At 48.4% G+C, this 21,342-nt stretch carries 22 protein-coding genes; 13 read left to right on the top strand and 9 right to left on the bottom strand.

Annotation, left to right across the window (positions count from 1 at the left end):
• Window positions 1–30 precede the first annotated feature (30 nt).
• On the bottom strand, window positions 31–555 hold the full coding sequence (locus ACO6V5_RS20980; protein ID WP_422135828.1) for a MerR family transcriptional regulator: 525 nt from the start codon (window positions 553–555) through the stop codon (window positions 31–33).
• A gap of 316 nt (window positions 556–871) precedes the next feature.
• Here ACO6V5_RS20980 and ACO6V5_RS20975 point away from each other — a divergent pair, with 316 nt between their 5' ends.
• From ACO6V5_RS20975 to vapC, 8 genes are all read left to right on the top strand, one after another.
• Window positions 872–1,843, top strand: a complete 972-nt coding sequence (locus tag ACO6V5_RS20975; RefSeq protein WP_422135829.1) for an ArsR/SmtB family transcription factor — start codon at window positions 872–874, stop codon at window positions 1,841–1,843.
• A gap of 22 nt (window positions 1,844–1,865) precedes the next feature.
• Window positions 1,866–3,029: a methionine adenosyltransferase gene (gene metK, locus ACO6V5_RS20970; protein ID WP_422409826.1), complete on the top strand. Its 1,164-nt coding sequence runs from the start codon at window positions 1,866–1,868 to the stop codon at window positions 3,027–3,029.
• 328 nt (window positions 3,030–3,357) lie between these two features.
• Entirely contained in the window at window positions 3,358–4,521 is a 1,164-nt protein-coding gene (locus ACO6V5_RS20965; RefSeq protein WP_422135831.1) for a phosphoglycerate kinase, read from the top strand.
• Between the two features lie 262 nt (window positions 4,522–4,783).
• Complete coding sequence (modA, locus tag ACO6V5_RS20960) at window positions 4,784–5,749, top strand: molybdate ABC transporter substrate-binding protein (protein ID WP_422135832.1); 966 nt, start codon at window positions 4,784–4,786, stop codon at window positions 5,747–5,749.
• Window positions 5,750–5,945: 196 nt separating this feature from the next.
• Window positions 5,946–6,590, top strand: coding sequence for a transcription termination/antitermination NusG family protein (locus ACO6V5_RS20955; RefSeq protein ID WP_422135833.1), 645 nt, complete (start codon window positions 5,946–5,948; stop codon window positions 6,588–6,590).
• A 64-nt stretch (window positions 6,591–6,654) separates the two neighbouring features.
• On the top strand, window positions 6,655–7,626 hold the full coding sequence (locus ACO6V5_RS20950; RefSeq protein ID WP_422409823.1) for an alpha/beta hydrolase: 972 nt from the start codon (window positions 6,655–6,657) through the stop codon (window positions 7,624–7,626).
• A gap of 95 nt (window positions 7,627–7,721) precedes the next feature.
• A complete protein-coding gene (gene vapB / locus ACO6V5_RS20945; protein ID WP_422135835.1) occupies window positions 7,722–7,961 on the top strand; it encodes a type II toxin-antitoxin system VapB family antitoxin in 240 nt (79 codons plus the stop codon).
• Window positions 7,961–8,374, top strand: a complete 414-nt coding sequence (gene vapC / locus ACO6V5_RS20940; RefSeq protein WP_422135836.1) for a type II toxin-antitoxin system tRNA(fMet)-specific endonuclease VapC — start codon at window positions 7,961–7,963, stop codon at window positions 8,372–8,374. The genes vapB and vapC overlap by 1 nt, the downstream gene beginning before the upstream one ends.
• Window positions 8,375–8,560: 186 nt before the next feature.
• Here vapC and ACO6V5_RS20935 read toward each other — a convergent pair whose 3' ends face one another.
• On the bottom strand, window positions 8,561–8,971 hold the full coding sequence (locus tag ACO6V5_RS20935; protein WP_422135837.1) for a VOC family protein: 411 nt from the start codon (window positions 8,969–8,971) through the stop codon (window positions 8,561–8,563).
• 112 nt (window positions 8,972–9,083) lie between these two features.
• Between ACO6V5_RS20935 and ACO6V5_RS20930 the strand changes: the two genes are divergently transcribed.
• Window positions 9,084–9,713 carry a helix-turn-helix transcriptional regulator gene (locus ACO6V5_RS20930; protein WP_422409820.1) on the top strand — a complete coding sequence of 210 codons (630 nt, stop codon included), beginning with the start codon at window positions 9,084–9,086 and terminating at the stop codon, window positions 9,711–9,713.
• Here the strand turns inward: ACO6V5_RS20930 and dsbB are convergent.
• The gene (gene dsbB, locus ACO6V5_RS20925; RefSeq protein WP_422409818.1) at window positions 9,697–10,251 is read right to left on the bottom strand and encodes a disulfide bond formation protein DsbB; all 555 of its coding nucleotides are present in this window, start codon (window positions 10,249–10,251) and stop codon (window positions 9,697–9,699) included. The genes ACO6V5_RS20930 and dsbB overlap by 17 nt on opposite strands.
• 266 nt (window positions 10,252–10,517) lie before the next feature.
• Here dsbB and ACO6V5_RS20920 point away from each other — a divergent pair, with 266 nt between their 5' ends.
• Window positions 10,518–10,715, top strand: coding sequence for a type II toxin-antitoxin system VapB family antitoxin (locus ACO6V5_RS20920; RefSeq protein WP_422135840.1), 198 nt, complete (start codon window positions 10,518–10,520; stop codon window positions 10,713–10,715).
• Between the two features lie 37 nt (window positions 10,716–10,752).
• Here ACO6V5_RS20920 and serA read toward each other — a convergent pair whose 3' ends face one another.
• Together serA and ACO6V5_RS20910 are read right to left on the bottom strand one after the other, a co-directional pair.
• Window positions 10,753–11,982 (bottom strand): phosphoglycerate dehydrogenase, encoded by a 1,230-nt coding sequence (gene serA, locus ACO6V5_RS20915; protein WP_422409816.1) that lies wholly within the window; start codon window positions 11,980–11,982, stop codon window positions 10,753–10,755.
• Window positions 11,983–12,224: 242 nt separating this feature from the next.
• Window positions 12,225–12,485, bottom strand: a complete 261-nt coding sequence (locus ACO6V5_RS20910) for a DUF4404 family protein (RefSeq protein ID WP_317144543.1) — start codon at window positions 12,483–12,485, stop codon at window positions 12,225–12,227.
• A gap of 153 nt (window positions 12,486–12,638) precedes the next feature.
• Here ACO6V5_RS20910 and ACO6V5_RS20905 point away from each other — a divergent pair, with 153 nt between their 5' ends.
• Window positions 12,639–13,301, top strand: coding sequence for a fumarylacetoacetate hydrolase family protein (locus tag ACO6V5_RS20905; RefSeq protein ID WP_422135842.1), 663 nt, complete (start codon window positions 12,639–12,641; stop codon window positions 13,299–13,301).
• Between the two features lie 69 nt (window positions 13,302–13,370).
• Window positions 13,371–13,763: a response regulator gene (locus ACO6V5_RS20900; RefSeq protein WP_422135843.1), complete on the top strand. Its 393-nt coding sequence runs from the start codon at window positions 13,371–13,373 to the stop codon at window positions 13,761–13,763.
• Between the two features lie 14 nt (window positions 13,764–13,777).
• Here the strand turns inward: ACO6V5_RS20900 and ACO6V5_RS20895 are convergent, their stop codons facing one another.
• Window positions 13,778–14,179 (bottom strand): acyl-CoA thioesterase, encoded by a 402-nt coding sequence (locus ACO6V5_RS20895; protein ID WP_422135844.1) that lies wholly within the window; start codon window positions 14,177–14,179, stop codon window positions 13,778–13,780.
• Window positions 14,180–14,592: 413 nt separating this feature from the next.
• Between ACO6V5_RS20895 and ACO6V5_RS20890 the strand changes: the two genes are divergently transcribed.
• Window positions 14,593–15,558, top strand: coding sequence for a PstS family phosphate ABC transporter substrate-binding protein (locus ACO6V5_RS20890; protein WP_422139246.1), 966 nt, complete (start codon window positions 14,593–14,595; stop codon window positions 15,556–15,558).
• Window positions 15,559–15,616: 58 nt separating this feature from the next.
• On the opposite strand, the gene ACO6V5_RS20885 is transcribed toward ACO6V5_RS20890, so the two are convergent.
• The 3 genes from ACO6V5_RS20885 to ACO6V5_RS20875 form a co-directional block, all read right to left on the bottom strand.
• The gene (locus ACO6V5_RS20885) at window positions 15,617–16,939 is read right to left on the bottom strand and encodes a Na+/H+ antiporter family protein (protein ID WP_422139247.1); all 1,323 of its coding nucleotides are present in this window, start codon (window positions 16,937–16,939) and stop codon (window positions 15,617–15,619) included.
• Between the two features lie 175 nt (window positions 16,940–17,114).
• Window positions 17,115–19,052 carry an RING finger protein gene (locus ACO6V5_RS20880; protein WP_422409812.1) on the bottom strand — a complete coding sequence of 646 codons (1,938 nt, stop codon included), beginning with the start codon at window positions 19,050–19,052 and terminating at the stop codon, window positions 17,115–17,117.
• A gap of 62 nt (window positions 19,053–19,114) precedes the next feature.
• Window positions 19,115–21,211, bottom strand: a complete 2,097-nt coding sequence (locus ACO6V5_RS20875) for an RING finger protein (RefSeq protein ID WP_422409810.1) — start codon at window positions 21,209–21,211, stop codon at window positions 19,115–19,117.
• Between the last annotated feature and the right edge of the window lie 131 nt (window positions 21,212–21,342).

The raw sequence follows: 21,342 nt of genomic DNA, 5'->3' as shown, positions 1-21,342 counted from the left end.
TCGGTGGACTGGGTGGAAAGTCTATCGGTTTCAGGGTTGCCTGGACCAGACGCGGATTTTATCGATTTCCTCTTTATCAATGCTCAGGGACTCCAGGAATTCCTGATGTGCCTGCGGCTCCATTTTTTCAAACTGCTGATGCCAGCTTTTCATATCCTCCTCGCTGAACCCGGCCGCTTTCATAATCTCTACCCAACGATCTTTGTTGACCATATTTTGCTCCAGTAATGAAGGTTGTTTAAGAAGCAACACGATAGCCTTTTGCTGTTGACGCAACTTCTGGATCTCGTGCTCAAGAGCCATCAGCTGGCCACGCAAAATGCGTTCCTGCTCCATTTCGTCTTCACCGTCGAGAAGCCGTACAATATTGCTGATCGGTATTCCGAAAGCACGATAAGCCATAATCGCTTCAAGGCGCTTGATTTCATGTTGCCCATACCATCGGTAGCCATTCCCGGATCGAGTGTGAGGCATTAACAGACCTTCACGCTCATAGTAGAGAATGGTAGTGCGAGATATATCGAACTTTCTGGCCAATTGGGTAACCGTAAGCATCTGGCCTCTCCGGTGAATTCGCGGTCAATTCTTAGCCCTACACTAATAGACGAGTCAACGGAAAATCAAAGCAAATTCATCCGGGTCAACTAAGGTTATTGCTTGCATCCAATTTGCACACTCAATTTGCATTGTCGCGGTGATAAACCCACACGACAGGTTGACATAGGTTAAATCACCCCGTCCCGTATGAATATCTATATCAAAAAGTTTTGATATACCATGTACTGCTTGCTAGACTTCCGCCCTGGATAGACGGAATAGGATCTTCTGGCCGTCTGCGAGAAGTCAACGGTGCAGCGGTGAGGAGCCTTGCGTGTCGGAATCAGGATCAGTCGAACAGCTTGCCGCTCTGGGAAAAGCCTATGGCGACGTACTGAGGCTTGAAATCCTGAGAGTTCTGAGCACAGACTCTTTCGGGGTGCTTGAACTCAGCAGCCTCTTCGATATGCGTCAGCCTGCCATGAGCCACCATCTCAAGGTTCTCTCTCAGGCCGGACTTGTGAGTACCCGCAAGGAAGGTAATACCATTTTTTACCGTCGGGCGCTGCCCCCTCCAGAAGGAATCAGTAGTGATGTCATGCGTTCCCTTTTTTCAGCGGTCGACACTTTGTCGTTGTCGCCTTCCCTGACCGGTCGTCTATTAAAAGTCAGAGGCCAAAGGGCGGAGCAATCCATGGCGTTCTTTGCCCGTAATGTGGATCAGTTTCGTCAGCATCAGGAACTCATTGCTGATCATGATCTCTACGCCCGATGTGTGGCCGACGTTCTGGAAAAAACTGAACTGCCTGACCATCAGCGGGTGTTGGAGCTGGGACCGGGTGAGGGCGATTTTCTGGCAACGCTGAGTGAGAATTTTCAGCGGGTCTATGCTGTGGACAATTCCGCAGAAATGCTGGCCATCAGTCAACAGAGGGTAAAAGAGCGGGGTCTGAAAAACGTTGAGTGCATTCATGGGGAAATAGATACCCTGAATGCGCTGGAAGGTCAGTTTGACTGCATAGTGGCTAACATGGTGTTACACCATGTAGCCAGCCCTTCTGGTATTTTCACCCGCGTTTCAGAACTGTTGAAGCCCGGTGGCAGTATGCTGGTCAGTGAACTCAGCAGTCACAATCAGGATTGGGTGCGGGAATCCTGTGGCGATTTGTGGCTTGGATTCAGTGTTGAAGACCTTGACGGTTGGGCACTGGATGCAGGTCTGGCAATAGGTGAGTCCCAGTATCTGGGGCTGCGTAATGGTTTTCAGATTCAGGTCAGGCGGTTTTTTAAACCCTGGGCTGAATAGTTTCAAGAGGCGAAAGACGACTATGGCAGATTACACGCTATTCACTTCCGAGTCGGTTTCCGAAGGTCATCCGGACAAGATTGCCGACCAGATTTCCGACGCTATTCTGGACGCCATCCTCAAGGATGATCCGGAAGCCCGTGTCGCGGTTGAAACCATGGTAAAAACCGGCATGGTGATTGTAGCGGGTGAAGTGCGTACCGACACTTACGTTGATATCGAAGAACTGGTTCGTAAAGTGGTCACTGACATTGGTTACAACCATGGCGACCTCGGCTTTGACGGTGATTGTGTCGCCGTTCTGAATGCTATTGGCAAACAGTCTCCGGACATCGCTGTCGGTGTTGATGAAACAGATGGGCATGAACAGGGCGCGGGTGACCAGGGTCTGATGTTTGGTTACGCGACCAATGAAACACCGGTACTGATGCCTGCCCCTATCTACTACTCTCACGCATTGGTTAAGCGTCAGGCCGAGCTGCGTAAAAACGGTACCCTGCCCTGGTTGCGCCCGGATGCCAAAAGCCAGGTCACCATGCGTTACGACAGCGAAGGCAAAATACAAAGTGTGGACGCCGTGGTGTTGTCGACACAGCATCATCCTGACATCTCCCAGGAAGAGCTGCAGAAAGAAATTCTGGAAAAAGTCATCAAGCCGGTTATACCAGCGCAATGGCTCCATGAAGAGACCCGTTACCACATTAATCCAACCGGTATTTTCGTGATTGGAGGCCCGGTGGGTGATTGTGGTCTGACAGGGCGCAAAATCATTGTAGACACCTACGGTGGTATGGCTCGTCACGGTGGCGGTGCCTTCTCTGGCAAGGACCCGTCAAAGGTTGACCGTTCTGCTGCTTACGCAGGTCGTTACGTGGCCAAGAACGTTGTGGCTGCTGGCCTGGCTGACAAGTGCGAGATCCAGGTGTCTTATGCGATTGGTGTTGCCGAGCCCACGTCTATCTCTATTGATACTTTCGGTACTGGCAAGATTGTTGATACCAAAATTGAAGAGCTGGTTCGTGAGCATTTCGATCTGCGTCCTAAAGGTCTGATCGATATGCTGGACCTGAAGCGTCCAATTTATCAGGCTACTGCCGCATACGGTCACTTTGGTCGTGAAGAGGAAGAATTTTCCTGGGAGCGCACCGACAAGGCTGACGCACTGAGAGCTGCAGCAGGTCTGTAATCGATACATTTAATAAAATAATAAAAGGGTTGCTTTGTGCAGCCCTTTCAGCTTTTGTATAAATGCCGGTTCAGCAACTGATCACATATTCTATCCAATTCTGTTAAACCTTCCTTCCGAGTCTGTTGACCGACGATTTTACAATGGAATTTTTGTTGTCCCGCGTTAACTCCTGAAAGCCTGTTGATTTGGTTCATATCAGGCTAAAGGTACGTACCGGGCGCCATATTTTTGTGCTATTGTCCATGCCAATTCTACCCTTCAGTACTGTTGCCTCATCCAGACAGCAGTCGATCTTCATTGACCCCGTGCATAGGGAGAGACCCTGATGAACCTATTGAAAATGACCGACCTGGATCTGGCTGGCAAACGAGTCCTGATCCGTGAAGACCTCAACGTTCCGGTCAAAGATGGCAAAGTCACCAGCGATGCACGAATCCTTGCTTCTCTGCCCACCATTAAGCGCGCTCTGGAATCCGGTGCCAAAGTCATGGCAACCTCTCATCTGGGTCGTCCGACAGAAGGTGAATACGACGAACAGTTCTCCCTGAAGCCTGTTGCAGACTACATTGGCAACCTGCTAGGCAAAGAGGTTCGCCTGATCAAAGACTGGGTCGACGGTGGTTTTGACGTTGCCGAGGGTGAACTGGTCATTCTTGAGAACGTGCGTTTCAACAGGGGTGAAAAGAACGATGACGAAGCACTGTCTAAAAAAATGGCAGCCCTGTGCGATGTCTATGTAATGGATGCATTCGGTACCGCACACCGTGCTCAGGCATCCACTCACGGCGTGGGTAAATTTGCTGAAATTGCCTGTGCAGGCCCCCTGCTGGCGGGTGAACTGGATGCCCTGGGTAAAGCCTTGGGAAACCCTGAGCGTCCAATGTGTGCCATCGTGGGTGGCTCCAAAGTTTCCACCAAACTGACGGTACTGGAATCCCTATCTGACGTCTGCGACCAGCTGATCGTGGGCGGCGGTATTGCCAACACCTTTCTCGCTGCTGCCGGTCACAATGTCGGTAAATCCCTTTACGAAGAAGATCTGATCCCTAATGCCAGGGCACTGATGGAAAAGGTTAACGTACCTATGCCTGTAGATGTAATCTGCGGTAAGAAATTTGATGAAAATGAAACCGCTGTCGTTAAACAGGTATCACAAGTAGAAGACGACGACATGATCTTTGACGTAGGCCCCCAAACCCAGAAACTGTTCAATGAAATTCTGAAGTCCTCTAAAACCATTCTTTGGAACGGCCCTGTGGGTGTCTTTGAATTTGACCAGTTTGGTGAAGGCACTCGCTCCATGTCTCTGGCCATAGCCGAGTCTGACGCTTTCTCTATCGCCGGTGGAGGTGATACTCTGGCCGCAATCGACAAGTATGGAATTAAAGACCGAGTATCTTACATTTCTACGGGCGGCGGTGCCTTCCTGGAGTTTGTAGAAGGCAAGAAGCTCCCGGCTGTGGCGATGCTGGAAGAAGCCTGTCAGTAAAATAGAGAATAGCGCCCGTCCAGGCGACCCCGTCCAGGCAACCCCGTAGCGAGGACGGCAGAAAATTGGGGACGAAAATTCGGTTTTGTGGGGAAAATAGCGAGCTATTTGACGAACAAAAGTGGATTTTCAGACCAATTTGCTGCCGCTGCATGGTCTCAGGAGCTAAAGCAATTGCCGCGTGGGGCAGTCTATTCTCGGTCAGCCTCCTGGAACCTAAACTAAGCTCTGTAACTCGCTCAATGGGTTGTGGAGAAAAATCTTGTTTCACTTTCGTTTTGTTAGACACCCAAAATCTTTCTCTAAATTGAAAGCCATTCCTGACCTGCCGATTCTGACTTTCATTTTTGGATGCCTGCTCACCATTACTCCCCTATCAGAGGCTGACACTATCAAGGTTGCTGTGGCAGCGAGCTTTCAACATGTTCTGGAAAGCCTGAAAGGGCAGTTCCAGTCACGGTATGGTCACACCCTGGAACTGTACTATGGCACTTCTCAAGACCTGAGGTACCGGGTCAGTGACAACACTCAGAAATTTGATCTGTTTCTATCTGCTGACAATTTAAAGACGGCAGAACTGGAACAAATGAATAAGATTCTAGCAAATTCCAGGAAGATCTATGCCCAGGGTTTGCTGGCATTCTGGCACGGTCAGCGGAGCCCGTTAAAACCCAACGACATAAAAACCTACCTTATAGATAACAACCCTCCAACAATTCACATTGCAGACCGGGAAGCTGCACCCTACCGGCACGCCGCTGTGTCCGTCCTTCAAAAATATTATCTTTACCGAATAATCAGAGATCAGGATAGGCTCTCTTACAATGACCATGTCAGGGAAACATGGACCAATATAAAAAATTCTTCCGATGCTGGTTTTGCGCCTTTTTCCCAGGTGAAAGAAGTCGACTTCAATAGCATTCTTTTCCCAGTGAGTGTAACTTTAGTCCCGCAGTCACTTTACACACCACTGCTTCAAGAGCTGGTCATCCTCAAGGCTACCGAGCATGAGGCCGCTGCCAAAACTCTGGTCGAATACCTTCTCTCCGATGAAACGCAGAGATTCATTGGGTACAATGGTTATCAAAGAGCAGCTGCCAAAAAACAGGATTTAAACCTTGTCCCCAGTCCCGCAGTGTCTCTCCACAAACGCGAGTCACGCTACCCCAAAGCTGCGCTGGTTATCGTCTGGTTAAATACAGCAATGTGGATGTTAAGCGGTGCATAGTTCGACCATGGGAATTATAATGAGGCACTTTTAATAGACATCGAGATGTGGCTGCTCAGATCAAAGTGCAATCAGTTCAATAGCCGTTATTGATGTGACAGTTAACGCGTGATCGTTAAAAGTCACTGTCAGATAGTTCCACATCAGGTTATTTGCACTTTCGTTTTATATAGCAGAAAGCATTCAGGGAATATGTATGCAGAATCAAGAGTGCTTGCAAGAGGGATGGTACCTGCTTAAAACCAGGCCTCGTCAAGAGCAGAGAGCCCAGGAAAACCTTGAAACCCAAGGATTTGATGCATACTGCCCGATGGTAAAGGTTCGAATCAGGGGCCTTTTGAAGGAAGAGGTTCTCTTTCCCGGTTATGTATTTCTTTACCTGGACCTCAAGGATCTGGATCGTTTCCACAAGATACGTTCCACCCGAGGCGTCTGCGAGATCATCTCTTTTAACCGGATTACCCGCCAGCTCCATAAAGATGGTCGCCTGAGCAAAAGTCAGGAGCAGGATGTGCAAGTCCTGCTGCCAAAACCTATCCCAAATGGCCATGAAGTGATCAAGGATATCCGGTTAATTGTCGAAACGCTTAATAGTCATGCAGAAAGTGAAGGTACGGGCTCAGGCAGAGGGGTCAGCTTTAAAAAAGGTGACAAAGTCATTATGAATCATCCTCTCTATCAAAAACTGGAGATGACGTTTATAAATAACGTCGGGTCTGCTCGGGGTATGATTCTGGTGCAATACATCAAAATGCAGCGAAATACACAAGGCGATACCGTCTGTGAAGTCGTTTCCGAGAAGCAAATAGAAGTCAGGCTCGAGGATCTGGAAAAAGCCTGATGAAAGGTGCAACCCGTTCAGGATTAACGACAGCCCTGAGCCCAACATAGGAACAGAGCACCCTATGCTGAATCCTGAAAACCTTAAGGAACAGATCAAACCTCTGGTTTTTCCTCTGGGAGCCCGGGATTCAATCGCTGGCCAGAATCCGGACATCAAAGCATACCTTGATTTCTATGGTATCAATTTTGAAACCGGATCAGCGGATGTTCGCCACTTTATGGGGACAATCGACAGCTGCAACTACAAGCTGGCCTGCCATTTGTTTGAGAAGTGCGATGCCAGAGGCACTTTTTTTCTTCTTCATGGTTACTACGACCATGTTGGACTCTTCGCCCGAATCATCCGCTTCCTCCTTGAACAGGGCTTCAATGTTCTGGCCTATGACCTGCCCGGTCATGGGCTCTCCAGCGGCAAGCCCGCCACTATCCCGGATTTTTCTGTTTACACTCTGATTCTTGAAGACATACTGACACATTGTGAAGGTCACCTGCCCAAACCCTGGCATGCTTTTGGCCAGAGTACAGGGTGTGCGATCCTGACAGACTGCCTGATTAACCGCGAGGCCCATCACAAGGCCAGTCCCTTCGAACAGGTCATTTTATCCGCTCCTTTGGTCAGGCCCTGGAATTGGACACTGGGACGATTGCAGCTGCAGCTGGCCAAATTGTTCATTACCCAGTTGCCCCGGACTTACACCCGAAATTCCAGAAAAAAATCGTTTCTGGAGTTGTCCCGCAACGATCCTCTGTCTGCCACCATTCTGCCCGTACAATGGGTACTGGCGATGGATCGCTGGATCAAGCGCATTGAGTCCTGCAAGATAAAATCACCAGTCAGCCCACTCATCCTGCAGGGTACATTCGACCGTACGGTCGATGCCAAACACAATATTTCTGTACTTGAGAAGCTCTATACCCAGCCCAGTGTCTATTATCTTGAAGATGCCCGACACCACTTGCCCAATGAGCTGGACGAAACCATTGATGATTATCTCAGCTGGTTGACCAGCAAGCTGAATGCTCAGTCAGCCTGAGGTCAGTTTTGCTGTCAGTCCCAAAGTTTTAAAACTTGCCATATAGTCATTGAGATAAAAATTTTGCATATATCATCAACCTAAAGGTGGCAACGATGGCTCAGGGTACTGTCTTTGTTAACAACCGGACACAGGCTGTTCGACTCCCCGCAGAAACCCAATTTCCTGATGGCGTCAAAAAAGTCAGCGTCAGGGTTCGTGGCAATGATCGAATTCTCTCTCCTTTGGGAAAGACCTGGGACTCATTCTTTAATGCAGACCCTGCAGAAGGCGTCACCGATGAGTTTATGGCTGAACGAGCCTCTCAGGATCAGAGAGGTCGAGAGGAATTCTGATGTTGAAGTTCTTACTTGATACTGATATCTCGATTTACGTGATAAAACGCAGGCCAGCGGAACTGCAATCTGTTTTCAATGCTTATGATGGACAGATTGCTATAAGCTCCATCACATTGTCAGAGCTACTTCACGGTGTAGAAAAAAGCGCCAATCCGAAAAGAAACAGGGATAACGTCGAGAGCTTTGTCAGCAGGCTGGAGGTCCTGGAATATACCCCTAAGGCATCTGCTCACTTCGGCAATACACGTGCAAACCTTGAAAGAGAGGGATTGGTGATAGATGTTAATGATATGCATATAGCCGCTCATGCACGCAGTGAAGGGTTGATTGCTGTAACCAATAATGTAAGAGAGTTTGATCGCGTAGAAGGGCTACGGGTCGAGAACTGGCTTGAGCAAAGAGGGCAATAATAGACAAACGAAGCTCAAAACGGCCAGCTAGCTGGAGATAGACAGGATCTGACACTGCCTTCTTCAATACGGAGGCTTACCCGTTTAAGTTAGAAGCACCGGCAACCAAAATAAACGAAGGTAATCCTCAGTGAAGCAGACTAATAAACGACACAGGGTTTATTATTTTAGTGCCTTAGTTTTAATTCAGTAATGATTTCTTTTTGAAACGTCTTCGGTTGCATACTCAATAAACTCCCACTCCATACCATTACCGTCACAATAGTAATGACGTCTGCGGAAATCGCCTTCCTCCTGAAAGTCCGGAATCAACTTATAACCTTCTTCCTTAAGTCTTTGATCCAGCTCATCAAGCTGTTTAACCACAAAGCCAATATGATTAACGCCAAAGTGACTGTAGTCTGGTTTACTCGCTTTACCTTCAGGGTATTCATTCAGCGCCATATAAGTTGTGTCATTGCCAAAATGTACCCAGCGGCGGCCACGGAACTCTCCTCCACCTCTTATCCGAAAATCAGGAAAAGCCGCACCCAAAATACGAGTGGCTTCATCAATTGAGGGGACGGTGATATTGGCATGTTCAAGATAGGCGTTCATAACCCTCTCCAGATATGTAAAGTTTTTTATTTACATATTCAGGCTATGGCAATGGCTTTAATTTGTAAAGCTTTTTGTTTACTAACTAAGACCCCCCTCATATACTGAGGCCATGAAAAGTGAAAAAGCCCAAAACAAAATCCTCCAGCTCCTGAAGACGCAAGGCGCAAAAACTGCCGTGGAACTGGGCAAGACACTCGACATCACCAGCATGGGTGCCAGACAACATCTCGAAAGAATGGAGAAAGAAGGCCTGGTATCCAGTGAGGAAGTCAGTAAAGGGGTCGGTCGCCCCAAGAAGCTCTGGCAGCTGACGGAAAAGTCGCAGTCACACTTTCCTGATCGTCATGATCAGCTTACGGTAGACATGCTGATTTCCATCAAGAATGTATTTGGTGAACAGGGCTTGGATGAACTGATAGAAGATCGCTCGAAAGAAACAGGCCGACAATATCATAAGGCACTCGATAGCCATAAAGATCTGGAAGGCAAAATAAAAGCGCTGGCCAAGGTCCGCTCCAGGGAAGGATACATGGCAGATTACGAAGCCACCGATGTGGGGTTTATCTTCTATGAAAACCATTGCCCGATCTGCTCAGCAGCCAAGGCCTGTCAGGGGTTCTGCCAGTCAGAATTAAAAGTGTTTGCAGAACTTTTTGAGGGGATGGCAAGGGTTGAGCGCCTGGAACATATACTCCGGGGCGCCCGAAGGTGTGCTTACTCGATTACTTTGATTTCCTGAACAGACTGATCAGACAAAGCATGTAGGCCAGAATATAGAGACCAAAGATAAACGTCATCCAGTGAGCCATATTCATTCCCAGGAATAGCCAGCCATCCTGCCCGCAGAAACCGGACGGCAGGAACATTTGAGGCCACCAATCATAAAGCGGCAGATCGAATGGGAAGCTAGGCAGAGCCTTGCAGGTCATGAACAAGTCTGCAGACGTGTAGTAGCCCAGCATTTTGATCGAAGCATCCAACCCATAGGCAGCACCGGCAATCCAGATGATGTATCCGAGACCTCTTGCCAGTTTGTTTCGTGGCGCCACCAGCAGGATCAGGGCTGCAAGGCCAATCAGCAATACAGCCAGACGCTGATAAACACAAAGTTCACAGGGGTCCAGATACATGACGTACTGAAAATAAAGGGCTACAGACTCCAGAAAAACAGCCGTCAGCAGCATGATCAGCCAGGTGGTTCTGGCATTCTGCCAGTCACGGATAGCCCCAAGAGGATCCGTGCTGAAATCAGTCCAGAGATGAGAGAGTTTCGTCAAAACAGCGCTTCTCCAAAAGCCTGTATATTGTTCTAAGTAGGTTGGAGACTCAACTTGGAGTCCGACAGCTAAAGATACTGCATGCCCCTGTTGAGTGTAAGACACATTACAAGAAACTGACGGGATCAATTGTTTCCATAGGAGCTGTTTATCGACATTTTCAGAAGACTTCAAAGCAATTAAGAAATTCTCTCCCGACTTCTGATTTACAGTCTAAAACATATCCAGAGAATCAACTCAACATATGCTCTATACGAGATGCTGTTATGAGAATCCATACAGTCATTGATGAAACGCTCATGCATGATGCCCTTGAAATAACCGGGTTAAAAACGAAGCGTGAGGCTATTGAAAAAGGACTCAGGCTTTTGATCAAGCTGAGCAGGCAAGAATTGATCAGACAATATCGTGGAAAGCTCAACTGGGAAGGCGATCTGGATTGCCTGAGAGTTGACGATGACTAACCCTGGAAACCGGGCCTGCGGCCCGGCTACATCAAACTCAGTAAAGAACCCGGCAACGAATGGTGCCGTCGATTTCTTTCAGCTTCTCCAGCGCAATGTCACTGTGATCGGCATCTACGTCAATGACCACATAACCCACGGATTCATTGGTTTGCAGGAACTGACCGCTGATATTGATATTGTTCAGGGAGAAAACCTTGTTGATGGCTACCAGAACTCCGGGGATATTCTTGTGAATATGCAGGATACGATGCTTGTCCGGATGCCCAGGCAATGAGACTTCAGGGAAGTTAACAGACGACAATGTTGTACCATTATCACTGTACATAACAAACTTCTCGGAGACTTCACGACCAATATTTTCCTGCGCTTCCTGAGTACTGCCACCCACGTGAGGTGTCAAAATGACGTTATCCAGTCCACGCAGAGGGCTGACAAACTCATCACTGTTAGAACGTGGTTCTTCCGGGAAAACATCGATTGCAGCCCCCAGCAACTTGCCCGTTTCAATCGCCGAAGCCAGGGACTGAATGTCGACAACAGTTCCGCGAGAAGCATTGATCAGAACACTGCCTTCTTTCATAGCCGCAAACTGCTCTTCGCCAAACATCCATTGAGTGGCGGGTGTTTCAGGAACGTGCAGGCTGACAACATCAGACATGGACAGCAGATCATTGAGACTGCCGACCTGACTGGCATTACCGATGGAGAGCTTGGTCACCACATCGTAGTAATAAACGTCCATGCCCATAGATTCAGCCAAAACACTTAGTTGGCTTCCGATACTGCCGTAGCCAATAATACCCAGCTTTTTACCGCGAATTTCATAGGAATTGGCGGCACTCTTCTGCCAGCCACCCCGGTGAGCAACGGCATTCTTTTCAGGCACACCCCGCAACAGAAGAATGGCCTCAGCCAGAACCAGCTCAGCAACAGAGCGAGTGTTGGAATAAGGTGCATTAAAGACCGGGATTCCCCGTGACGTAGCAGCATCCAGCTCTACCTGGTTGGTACCGATGCAGAAACAACCAACAGCGATCAGCTTCTGGGCTGCAGCAAAGACGTCTTCACTCAGCTGGGTTCGGGATCGAATGCCTACAAAGTGCGCTTCGGAAATCCGCTGCTTCAGCTCATCGTCTGGTAAGGACTTGGAAACATAATCAATATTGGTGTAGCCGGAAGCTTCAAGCACTTCCACAGCAGACTGATGAACCCCCTCCAGAAGAAGGAATCGAATCTTACTCTTGTCCAGGGAAATAGAGGGCATAACAATAGCTCGGATGTCTTTTAATCTACCTTGAAAAGTACTTCAGCCAAATTGAGTGGGAAATACTGTCAATGGCTGAATACAACCCGAGTCATCTGGTTTCAGAACCGACCGGGGTGTGGATAATAGCATAAAAAAGAGAAAAACCCTTACCTTGAGTGTATGAATCAGATGTTCCTTGTCCAATCACCACTACAGGACTTAAACCTCGCGTGCAGAGCAGTTATTATGTGTTTTCTGTTTCAGACACCTATGCTTGATAGCGTAGTCAGAATCTGTCTGATGGCCTGAGACAATGCAGGATGTTGTTCGGAAAACTTGATCGCTTCCTGCTCGAGCTGTTCGTTGTAGTCCTGCAGAGGAATATCGCCCTCTGCCTGAGCCAGAGCCAGCTGCAGTTCATCGGTAATTTGCTTGAGAGCCCCTGCAGTACATTCGTCCACAGGCTGTCCTTCAAGCAGGTCATGCAGATTCTGGATATTCAGGTGGAGTTCTTCAGACATGACGTGCTCCTGTGATCAGGTTAATCTGGAAAACACAATATTTGTACTGTGAATGATAGCTTCAGCAGTCGTACCCGGCTGATAAATACTAGCGATGTGCCAGGCCATGAGCAAAATAAAAACACAAGAACAAACAAGCAAGAAGGACGCCCTATGAAGTACAGGCATCACTGGCTAAGTGGCGACCGCATTGATCTGCCGGCCGGCAAAGTGGTGTGTGTCGGCCGAAATTATGCCGAGCACATTCGGGAGTTGAACAATCCGCTGCCCGACGATCCCGTGTTGTTTATCAAACCTTCAACATCACTGACAGCTCTGGAAATACCCTTTGCCATTCCCGTCGATCGCGGTGAAGTTCACCACGAAACAGAAATAGCAATTCTGATGGACACCCGACTCCAGAATGCCAGCGAGAATGAGAGCATTGATGCCATCAAGGCAATAGGGCTGGCATTGGATCTGACACTCCGGGATGTTCAGTCCCGGCTAAAAGAAAAAGGACTGCCATGGGAAGTGGCCAAAGCCTTTGATGGCAGCTGCCCCGTTTCAGGGTTTATTGCCAAAGAGCACCTGCCCGATCTCGATAACATTCACTTCAGCCTTAAAATTAATGGGCAGACACGTCAGGAAGACACTTCAGCCCATATGCTGACCTCAATTCCGGGGCTGATCAGCTACATAAGCCGTCACTTCACACTGGAACCCGGCGATATTGTCCTCACTGGCACTCCGGCCGGCGTTGGTCCTCTGAAGCAGGGAGATCGGCTGGAATTAGCTATTACTGACCGCTTTAGTCTGGCAACATCCTGCATTTGATCCTAAAGAACCCGGCACTTCTTCAGATATTGACTGTAGAGAAATCAGGCCACAGGCAAAGGAAAGCCAGTGTCAGTCAGGGAAACCTACAGCGTCCATATTCTGGTGGTGGAAGATAGCCAGGTAAACCAGATGGTGGTCAAAAAGCTGCTTGAAAAATTGGGCTGCAGCTGCAAAGTGGCCCAGAATGGTCAGGAAGCACTGGACATTCTTGAGACTTCAGAGGCCTTCAACCTGATTCTCATGGATTGCATGATGCCCATCATGGGTGGTCTGGAAGCCACTGAAAAAATCAGAGCCTCCGGGCAACACTATGCCGGAATACCGGTTATCGCTTTCACAGCCAACACCTCGGAATCGGATAAGATTGCCTGTAAGTCTGCCGGTATGGACGATTTTCTGGACAAACCTGTTTCACTTGCATCTTTATCAGAAAAGCTGGTTCTTTGGACCCAAGACTGAAACTGCCTCAAATCCTAAGGGCTTTTGGCGCTCTGGATTCGAGACGTTCTGCCCTGTGTATCAATGGCTACAAAAACCATATTGGCTTCAGTCAGCTTGGCGCGACCGTGTTTATCTTCCACCCAGGCTTCAACGACCACCCGAATTGACGTTTTGCCGACCTCTGTCACCCGGGTGAACAGCGCAAGAATATCGCCCATTTTAACTGAGCGCATAAAACTCATACTGCCGATACTAACGGTGACAACACGTCCTGTGGCAATCTTTCTGGCCATGATTGCGCCAGCCTGATCAATCTGCATGGCCACCCAGCCACCAAAGACATCGCCTGTCGTATTAACAGATTGGTAGTCTGCCAGCACTTTCAGCGTCAGTTCTCCCTGAGGTCCGGGAGCAAGATCATTATTCAGTTCCATATTGCTCTCTAGCACTTGATGTTTTTATTTTTTTGGCGCAACCGACTCTGAAAATCCCTATATATAATGTCAGTTGTTTCTTGCGCCCGCGATCTTCCTGATCGTGAAGCTTTTCCAGCTGAAGGTATTTTACTTCTCTTCTCAGTTAGCGTTGTAGCTAAAACACTCAGCGAATAGAAACTGGCACAGGAGGCATGCTTTGCAAGCCGGGCTCGTACCTGTCTTGGCATTTCATCAGTAATCTACAATCAAGTTGGAATTAAAGTCAGTGATTTTACATTATGACTATTGCGAATATAAAGCTTCACTGTCGTTCATATAACTGTCACATTTTCATCTTATAGTTCTTGCCAGTAAACAAATGCCTGTAGCTGTATAAGAGAGGCTAAAAAATCCCTTTAGGAGAGATACGAATGAAGCTTAAAGCTCTAATAACAACAATTGCCCTTGCGACCGGAATCCAGGCTGCCTCTGCCAGTCAGATTGACGCTGAGATCCCCACTTATAAGAAAGCCAGTGGTGTATCAGGCAATCTGTCCAGTGTCGGCTCTGACACTCTGGCTAACCTGATGACTCTGTGGGCAGAAGATTTCAAGCGTGAATATCCTAATGTGAACGTACAGATTCAGGCTGCCGGTTCTTCTACTGCACCACCCGCTCTGACGGAAGGAACGTCCAACATCGGCCCCATGAGCCGCAAGATGAAAGACAAGGAACTGGAAGCTTTTGAGAAGAAGCATGGCTACAAGCCCACTGCTGTTCCGGTTGCCATTGACGCTCTGGCTGTTTTCGTCAATAAGGACAACCCAATCAAGGGTCTGACCATGGCTCAAGTGGACGCTATTTTCTCCTCCACCCGCAAGTGTGGTGGCGACAAAGACATCAGTACCTGGGGTGCTGCCGGTCTGGACGGAGCCTGGAAAAACCGCTCAATCCAGTTGTACGGCCGTAACTCTGTATCCGGCACTTACGGTTACTTCAAGAAGAAAGCCCTCTGCAAAGGTGATTTCCGTAACAACGTAAATGAGCAGCCTGGTTCTGCTTCTGTGGTTCAGTCTGTCAGTGCATCTGTAAACGGCATCGGCTACTCCGGCATCGGTTACCAGACTTCCAGCGTACGTACTGTACCTCTGGCCAAGAAAGCCGGTCAGCCATTCGTTGAGGCAACGCCCGCTAACGCTGTCAACAACTCTTATCCACTGTCTCGTTTCCTGTACGTGTACGTTAACAAGCAGCCCAACAAGAAGTTGTCCCCTCTGGAAGGCGAATTCCTGAAGATGGTACTGTCTCAGCAGGGTCAGGAAGTCGTCGTTAAAGACGGTTACATCCCTCTGCCTGCCAAGGTGGTTGAAAAGTATCTGTCTGAACTCGATCTGTAATCACAGATTCATGAGAGATCCACACGGGGCCATCTGGCCCCGTTTTTATGGCGGGTACTCAAAGAATCATGGCGGCAATCCAGCCAAAAATAATCATCGGAATATTAAAGTGTAAAAAGGTGGGAATCACCGAATCCCGGATGTGGTCGTGCTGACCATCCACGTTCAAGCCGGCAGTGGGACCAATGGTAGATTCTGAAACCGGGGAGCCTGCATCACCTAATGCTCCTGCGACTCCCACAAGACAGGCTATCGCCAGTGGCGTAAATCCAAGTTCCATGCCCAGTGGCACATAAAGGGTGGCAATAATCGGAACCGTAGAGAACGAAGAGCCAATACCCATAGTGATCAGTAACCCGACCAGAAGCATAAGAATGGCCGCAAGAGCCTGACTGCCTCCCACAAACATCTGTACCTGACTCACCAGCTCTGGAATATCACCTGTTGAGCGGAGCACTTCCGCAAAACCTGCGGCCGAGATCATGATGAAGCCAAAAGCTGCCATCATGCGCAGACCCTCATTGAATACCTCATCTGCTTCCCGCCAGCAGACGACTCGCCCAATGACCATGGTAATAAAGCCCAGTGCAGCAGCGAGAACCATGGACCCGGTTGTCAATTGACTCACCAGCACCAGAACAATGGCTATGACAGAGGTAATAATGGCAGGCTTGCTTAACTGAATATCTTGTTCATGAATCAAAATGGTCTCTTCTACACGATAGGTTCTGGACTTTCGGTAACTGAAAAAAACAGCCAGCAACAACCCCAGGAACATACCCAAAACGGGAATCGCCATCGCCAGCGGCATCTGGCTCAGTTCAATATCCAGCCCATTCTCCTGAAGGTTGCCACCAAGAATCTGATTCAGATAGACATTGCCAAAGCCTACAGGAAAAATCATATAGGTCGCGGTAAGGCCAAAGGTAAGAAGACAGACCACCTGACGACGATCAATCGCCATAGCACTGAATACCGATAACAAGGGAGGAATCAGTATGGGAATAAAGGCTATGTGGATAGGTATCAGGTTCTGGGAAGAAAAAGCCATCAACACAAGCGCCAGAAACAGGCTGTACTTTAGCTTCACATTATTGTGCGAGTTGTTGCTGTTCTTTACTTTGCGGATGATCTTTCCAGCCATCCACTCAGGTATGCCGGAGCGGGCGATGGCCACAGCAAAAGCACCCAGCATGGCGTAACTGATAGCAATGCCTACGCCACCGCCCAAACCTCTGGAGAATGCCTCCAGAGTCTGGAAGATATCCAGACCACCGATCACTCCCCCGGCCAGAGCCCCCACAAACAGTGCCAGAACCACATTAACCCGCAACAAGCTCAACGCGAGCATGACGGCAACCGCCAGAATCACTGCGTTCATATTAATTCCAAATTGTATTTTATCGTTATAACGGCCAGCGGCTATCTATAGTGAAGCATGGACAATAGCGGCATTACCAGATTGTAGTTAATTGGTTTATTTTTCGCGCAAATAGAGAATTAGCAGGCCAAATAACTATAAAGTGAAGAAATATCCCTGAAAACGCAGGCTGGAATCAATTCTCTGGCGAGTTGCTCTTATATTGATCAACTAATGGCCTGAGTGCCCGTGCCTGCTGAGCAATGGTCGGATCACCGCTATCTTCTGCATTGCTCAACCTTACATAGACATTATTGTCATCTTCAGGCCAGCAGGTTCTTGTTCCTGTCTGCATTTGTAATACCAGATGTTGCACAGAGAACAAATGAACGGTTGGCTCAATGGCTCGTGCCCGCTCAGCAAGGTCCCGATCATTGCTTCGCTGTGCACTACTCAACCTTGTATAGATATATCTGTCATCATCAGGCCAGGTCTCACTCCCCGCCTGCACTTGTGCCAACAGATGCCGCACAGAGTAATAATTAACCAATGGCTCAAGTGCTTCTGCCTGCTCAGCAATGACCAGATCATTACAATCCCTTGCAATACCCAACCATGTATGGATATAACTGTCATTCCAGGCCTCATCCTCTGCCTGCACTTGAGATACCTGATGCTGTACAGCGTACAAATTAGCTAATGGATAAATTGCCCGCGCCTGCTTTGCAATGGCCGGATCAGGGTTGTCTACCAGCATTCTCAACGACCCTAGATGGATAAAACCCTCACATCCGGGCCAGGTTCTATTCCCTGCCCGCACTTGCAACACCAGACGCTGCGCAGAGTACAATTTTACTAATGGATAAATTGCCCGTGCCTGCTCTGCAATGGCTGAATTATTACAAAATAGCGCAGCATTCAACCTTACGAAGATACTATAGTCATCTTCAGGCCAGGTCCCTCTACCTAGCAGCATTCCCATCACAATATGAATCACCTCTTGCAGTCCTTTCCGGATCTCTTTCCATGTCAGAAAATCACCCAAAGCGCTCTGATCATGCCGACAATATGGGCAGAAACGATTCCCTTCCATGTTAACTTCTCCTGTCAGCCACCGTTTCAGGCATTCCAGATGGAACAAATGCAAACATGACGTTTTCATCACGTCGTCAGATTGTTCTAAATTAAGCAGGCATACGCTGCAAGTTTCCCCAACATATTCAACCCCCTGCGCTTCTTCAAAATCATTCGAATCAGATTGAGGCAGCATAAATACCGGATACAACATAACTGTTTCTGGCTGATGCATCTGCCCATGACCAGACAAATCTTTCCCCGATAGTTCAGCAAGCAGTTCCGAGGCATCTAACGGCACCCGACTGAATAACGACCTGTTGAATGCCATCTTCTGTGTAATACCTGCCAAAGCCGCAGATAAATCTTTGTCACTGACGAATGGTCTGGATTGACCGGAAGTGGTGGGATATCCATTATAAAGCCATTGTTTCAGCCGCTGACTGATCCCGAGCAGCACTGACAGGTAGTCAAACTGCCAGTCGGGCATTTTAAACAATCCCCTGCCGGAAATGCCCGGTATAAATAGAGGAGGGGGTGGTGGGTCAGGTGGAAATCCGCCTCCTGATAATCGCAAGGCGGATTCAGGTGTTGATGTGGGCCATTCAGGCAGAGCAAAACCCGTGCTATTTTTCTCTCTCTTCTCAAAAACATTCTCTAAAGACATCAGCCACTGCCACAGAGCTGACAGGAGAGAACCAGGCTGCTGGAGAAATGAACCTTTACCGTCATCCATTGACCAGACCGGTGAGGGCTGATCAAACCATTGCCCTTCTGCCTGCTTTACTTCGTTGCTGTCTGTTGCCCGGTCACTCTCCTTACTGGCGGTTCTGTCTACTTGCCATTCAGGGCTGATACACGCAAAGCTTCCCTGTTCCGTTGCGGGAATATCAATATCGCGATTCAGGAAATAACAGGTAAACGATGCCTCAGCTATTGGCACCCCAAGAGCGACTCCAATGGCCGCCAGAAAGATCAAGAGTGTACATATGAATGAAAACGGCTTTAAGTCGCACACAAACTTTCGCTTTTTTTCAGTCGGAGCCTGAGTGTAGCTCATGGTGCGGGCACACCTGCCTAAATATTGAAGCAGAGAGGTCTCGCTGAAAAAGCAGCCTGGAATCAATTGCCTGAAGACTTACTCTTATAATGATCAACTAATGGTTTAAGTGCCCGCGCCTGCTGAGCGATGTTCGGATCAGTGCATTTTTCTGCGCTACTCAACCTTAAATAGACATTATTATCATCTTCAGGCCAGCTAACCCTCAATCCTTTCTGCATTCGTGACACCAGTTTCTGCACGGAGTAAAAATTAACGGCTGGCTCAAGTGCCCGTGCCTGTTCAGCAATGGCCGGATCATCGCTTCCTTGTGCACTTCTCAACCTTGTATAGATATCACTGTCGTCATCAGGCCAGATATCTCCCCATGCCTGATTCAGTGACAACAGATTCCTGACAGAGTAAAAATCAACCAATGGCTCAAGTGCTTCTGCCTGCTCAGCAACAGCCAGATCATTGCTAGCTTTTGCAATCCTCAACTCTTCATGGATATGCCAGTCATTATCGGGCCAGGTCTCTCTCCCTGCCCGCATTTGTGACACCTGATATTGTAAAGCGTACAAATTAGCTAATGGATAAATAGCCCATGCCTGCTCAGCAATGGCTGGATCAGGGTTATTTATTAATCTCCACAACGACCCCATGAGATGACTCTCATCTCCAGCCCAGCTTCTTTTCCCAGCCTGTATTTGTGATATCAGATGCTGCGCAGAGTACAAATTCACTAATGGATAAAGTGCACTTGCCTGCTCAGAAGTGGGAACATTATCGCCATATTCCCTCCATGCCTTACTAATGGTTCCATCAGTACCATATGACCCAAGATTTAACCCAACACTCAGGCGTGCTAAGAAATGGTCATCAGTACCAAAAAAGGCAACATTCAGCATTTCGAAGATACCACGGTCATCGTCTGGCCAGCCCCCTTTTCCTGCTTGCATTTGTGACACCAGATGCTGCACAGAGTAAAGAAAAATTGTCGGCTTAAGTGCCCTTGCCTGCTTAACAATGGCCGGAACATTACTGTCCAGTGCCATTCTGAACCTCAGAGCGATATCACGCTCATCGTCAGGCCAGGTCTTTCTCCCTGCTTCTATTTGTGACATCAGATGTTGCAGGGAGTACAAACAAACAGAAGGCCAAAGTACCCGCACCTGCTCAGCAATTTCCGGATCATCGATACCTTTTGCCATTCTCAACTCTAAAAAGATATGCCCATCATTGTCAGGCCAGGTCGCTCTACCTGACTGCACTTGTGACACCAGATGCTGCACAGAGTAAAAGTTAACTAATGGCCAAAGTGCCTGTATCTGCTCAGTGATGGCCGGGTCACTGCTAGCTCCTGCACGAATCAGCCTTTCATAGATATACCTGTCATTCTCAGGCCAGGTCCCTCTTTCTAAAAGCATTTCCGTCACAATATGAGCCACCTCTTGCATTTCTTTCTGGATCAGAAAGTCACCCAGAGCACTCTGATCCTGCCGACAATATGGACATAAATGGTTGCCTTTCATGTTAATTTCTTTTGTTAGCCACCGTTTCAGGCAGTCCATATGGAACAAATGCAAACACGACGTTTTCACCAAGTCGTCAGATTCTTCAAAGTTATTCCGGCATGCTCCGCAAGTTTCCCCAACATATTCAACCCCCTGCGCTTCTTCAAAGTCATTCGAATCAGATTGAGGCAGCATAAATACGGGATATAACATAACTGTTTCTGGCTGGTGCATCTGCCTGTGACCAGACAAACCTTTCCCCGATAGTTGAGCAAGCAGTTCCGAAGCATCTAACGGCACCTGACTGAATAACGACCTGTTGAACGCCCTCTTCTGTGTAATCTCTGCCAAAGCCGCAGATAAATCTTTGTCACTGACGAATTGTCCGGATTGACCGGTAGTGCTGCGATATCCATCATAAAACCATTGTTTCAACCACTGCCCGATCCTGAACAGAGCTGACAGGTAGTCAAGCTGCCAGTCAGGCCTATTAAACAATCCCTTGCCAGTAAGGCCCGGCATAAATGGTGGAGGTGGTGGGTCGGGTGGAAATCCGCCTCCTGATAATCGCAAGGTGGGTTCAGGGGTTGATGTGGGCCATTCTGGCAGTGCAAAGCCTGTGCTATTTTTCTCTCTTATCTCAGGAACATTCTCCGAAGACATTAGCCACTGCCACAGAGATGACAAGAGTAAAACGGGCTGCTGGAGAAATGAGCCTTTAACGTCATCAGTTGACCTTACTGGTGAGGGCAAGAGCAGAGAGCCTTCAGGCACAAAGCAGACAAAATCGGATA

It is taken from the genome of Endozoicomonas sp. ALD068 (assembly GCF_049310145.1).
In the GTDB taxonomy this organism is placed as follows: domain Bacteria; phylum Pseudomonadota; class Gammaproteobacteria; order Pseudomonadales; family Endozoicomonadaceae; genus Endozoicomonas_A.
This window is presented reverse-complemented; position numbering and strand designations above follow the sequence as displayed.

Excerpts from the sequence above, each read along its gene's own strand:
- ACO6V5_RS20880 (WP_422409812.1), bottom strand. The coding sequence starts at position 19,052 with ATGAGCTACACTCAGGCTCCGACTGAAAAAAAGCGAAAGTTTGTGTGC.
- ACO6V5_RS20885 (WP_422139247.1), bottom strand. The coding sequence starts at position 16,939 with ATGAACGCAGTGATTCTGGCGGTTGCCGTCATGCTCGCGTTGAGCTTG.
- ACO6V5_RS20930 (WP_422409820.1), top strand. The coding sequence starts at position 9,084 with ATGAAAAGTGAAAAAGCCCAAAACAAAATCCTCCAGCTCCTGAAGACG.
- ACO6V5_RS20905 (WP_422135842.1), top strand. The coding sequence starts at position 12,639 with ATGAAGTACAGGCATCACTGGCTAAGTGGCGACCGCATTGATCTGCCG.
- ACO6V5_RS20955 (WP_422135833.1), top strand. The coding sequence starts at position 5,946 with ATGCAGAATCAAGAGTGCTTGCAAGAGGGATGGTACCTGCTTAAAACC.
- ACO6V5_RS20950 (WP_422409823.1), top strand. The coding sequence starts at position 6,655 with ATGCTGAATCCTGAAAACCTTAAGGAACAGATCAAACCTCTGGTTTTT.
- metK (WP_422409826.1), top strand. The coding sequence starts at position 1,866 with ATGGCAGATTACACGCTATTCACTTCCGAGTCGGTTTCCGAAGGTCAT.
- vapC (WP_422135836.1), top strand. The coding sequence starts at position 7,961 with ATGTTGAAGTTCTTACTTGATACTGATATCTCGATTTACGTGATAAAA.
- vapB (WP_422135835.1), top strand. The coding sequence starts at position 7,722 with ATGGCTCAGGGTACTGTCTTTGTTAACAACCGGACACAGGCTGTTCGA.
- ACO6V5_RS20890 (WP_422139246.1), top strand. The coding sequence starts at position 14,593 with ATGAAGCTTAAAGCTCTAATAACAACAATTGCCCTTGCGACCGGAATC.
- ACO6V5_RS20895 (WP_422135844.1), bottom strand. The coding sequence starts at position 14,179 with ATGGAACTGAATAATGATCTTGCTCCCGGACCTCAGGGAGAACTGACG.
- serA (WP_422409816.1), bottom strand. The coding sequence starts at position 11,982 with ATGCCCTCTATTTCCCTGGACAAGAGTAAGATTCGATTCCTTCTTCTG.
- ACO6V5_RS20875 (WP_422409810.1), bottom strand. The coding sequence starts at position 21,211 with ATGTCTTCGGAGAATGTTCCTGAGATAAGAGAGAAAAATAGCACAGGC.
- ACO6V5_RS20935 (WP_422135837.1), bottom strand. The coding sequence starts at position 8,971 with ATGAACGCCTATCTTGAACATGCCAATATCACCGTCCCCTCAATTGAT.
- ACO6V5_RS20980 (WP_422135828.1), bottom strand. The coding sequence starts at position 555 with ATGCTTACGGTTACCCAATTGGCCAGAAAGTTCGATATATCTCGCACT.
- ACO6V5_RS20965 (WP_422135831.1), top strand. The coding sequence starts at position 3,358 with ATGAACCTATTGAAAATGACCGACCTGGATCTGGCTGGCAAACGAGTC.
- ACO6V5_RS20910 (WP_317144543.1), bottom strand. The coding sequence starts at position 12,485 with ATGTCTGAAGAACTCCACCTGAATATCCAGAATCTGCATGACCTGCTT.
- ACO6V5_RS20920 (WP_422135840.1), top strand. The coding sequence starts at position 10,518 with ATGAGAATCCATACAGTCATTGATGAAACGCTCATGCATGATGCCCTT.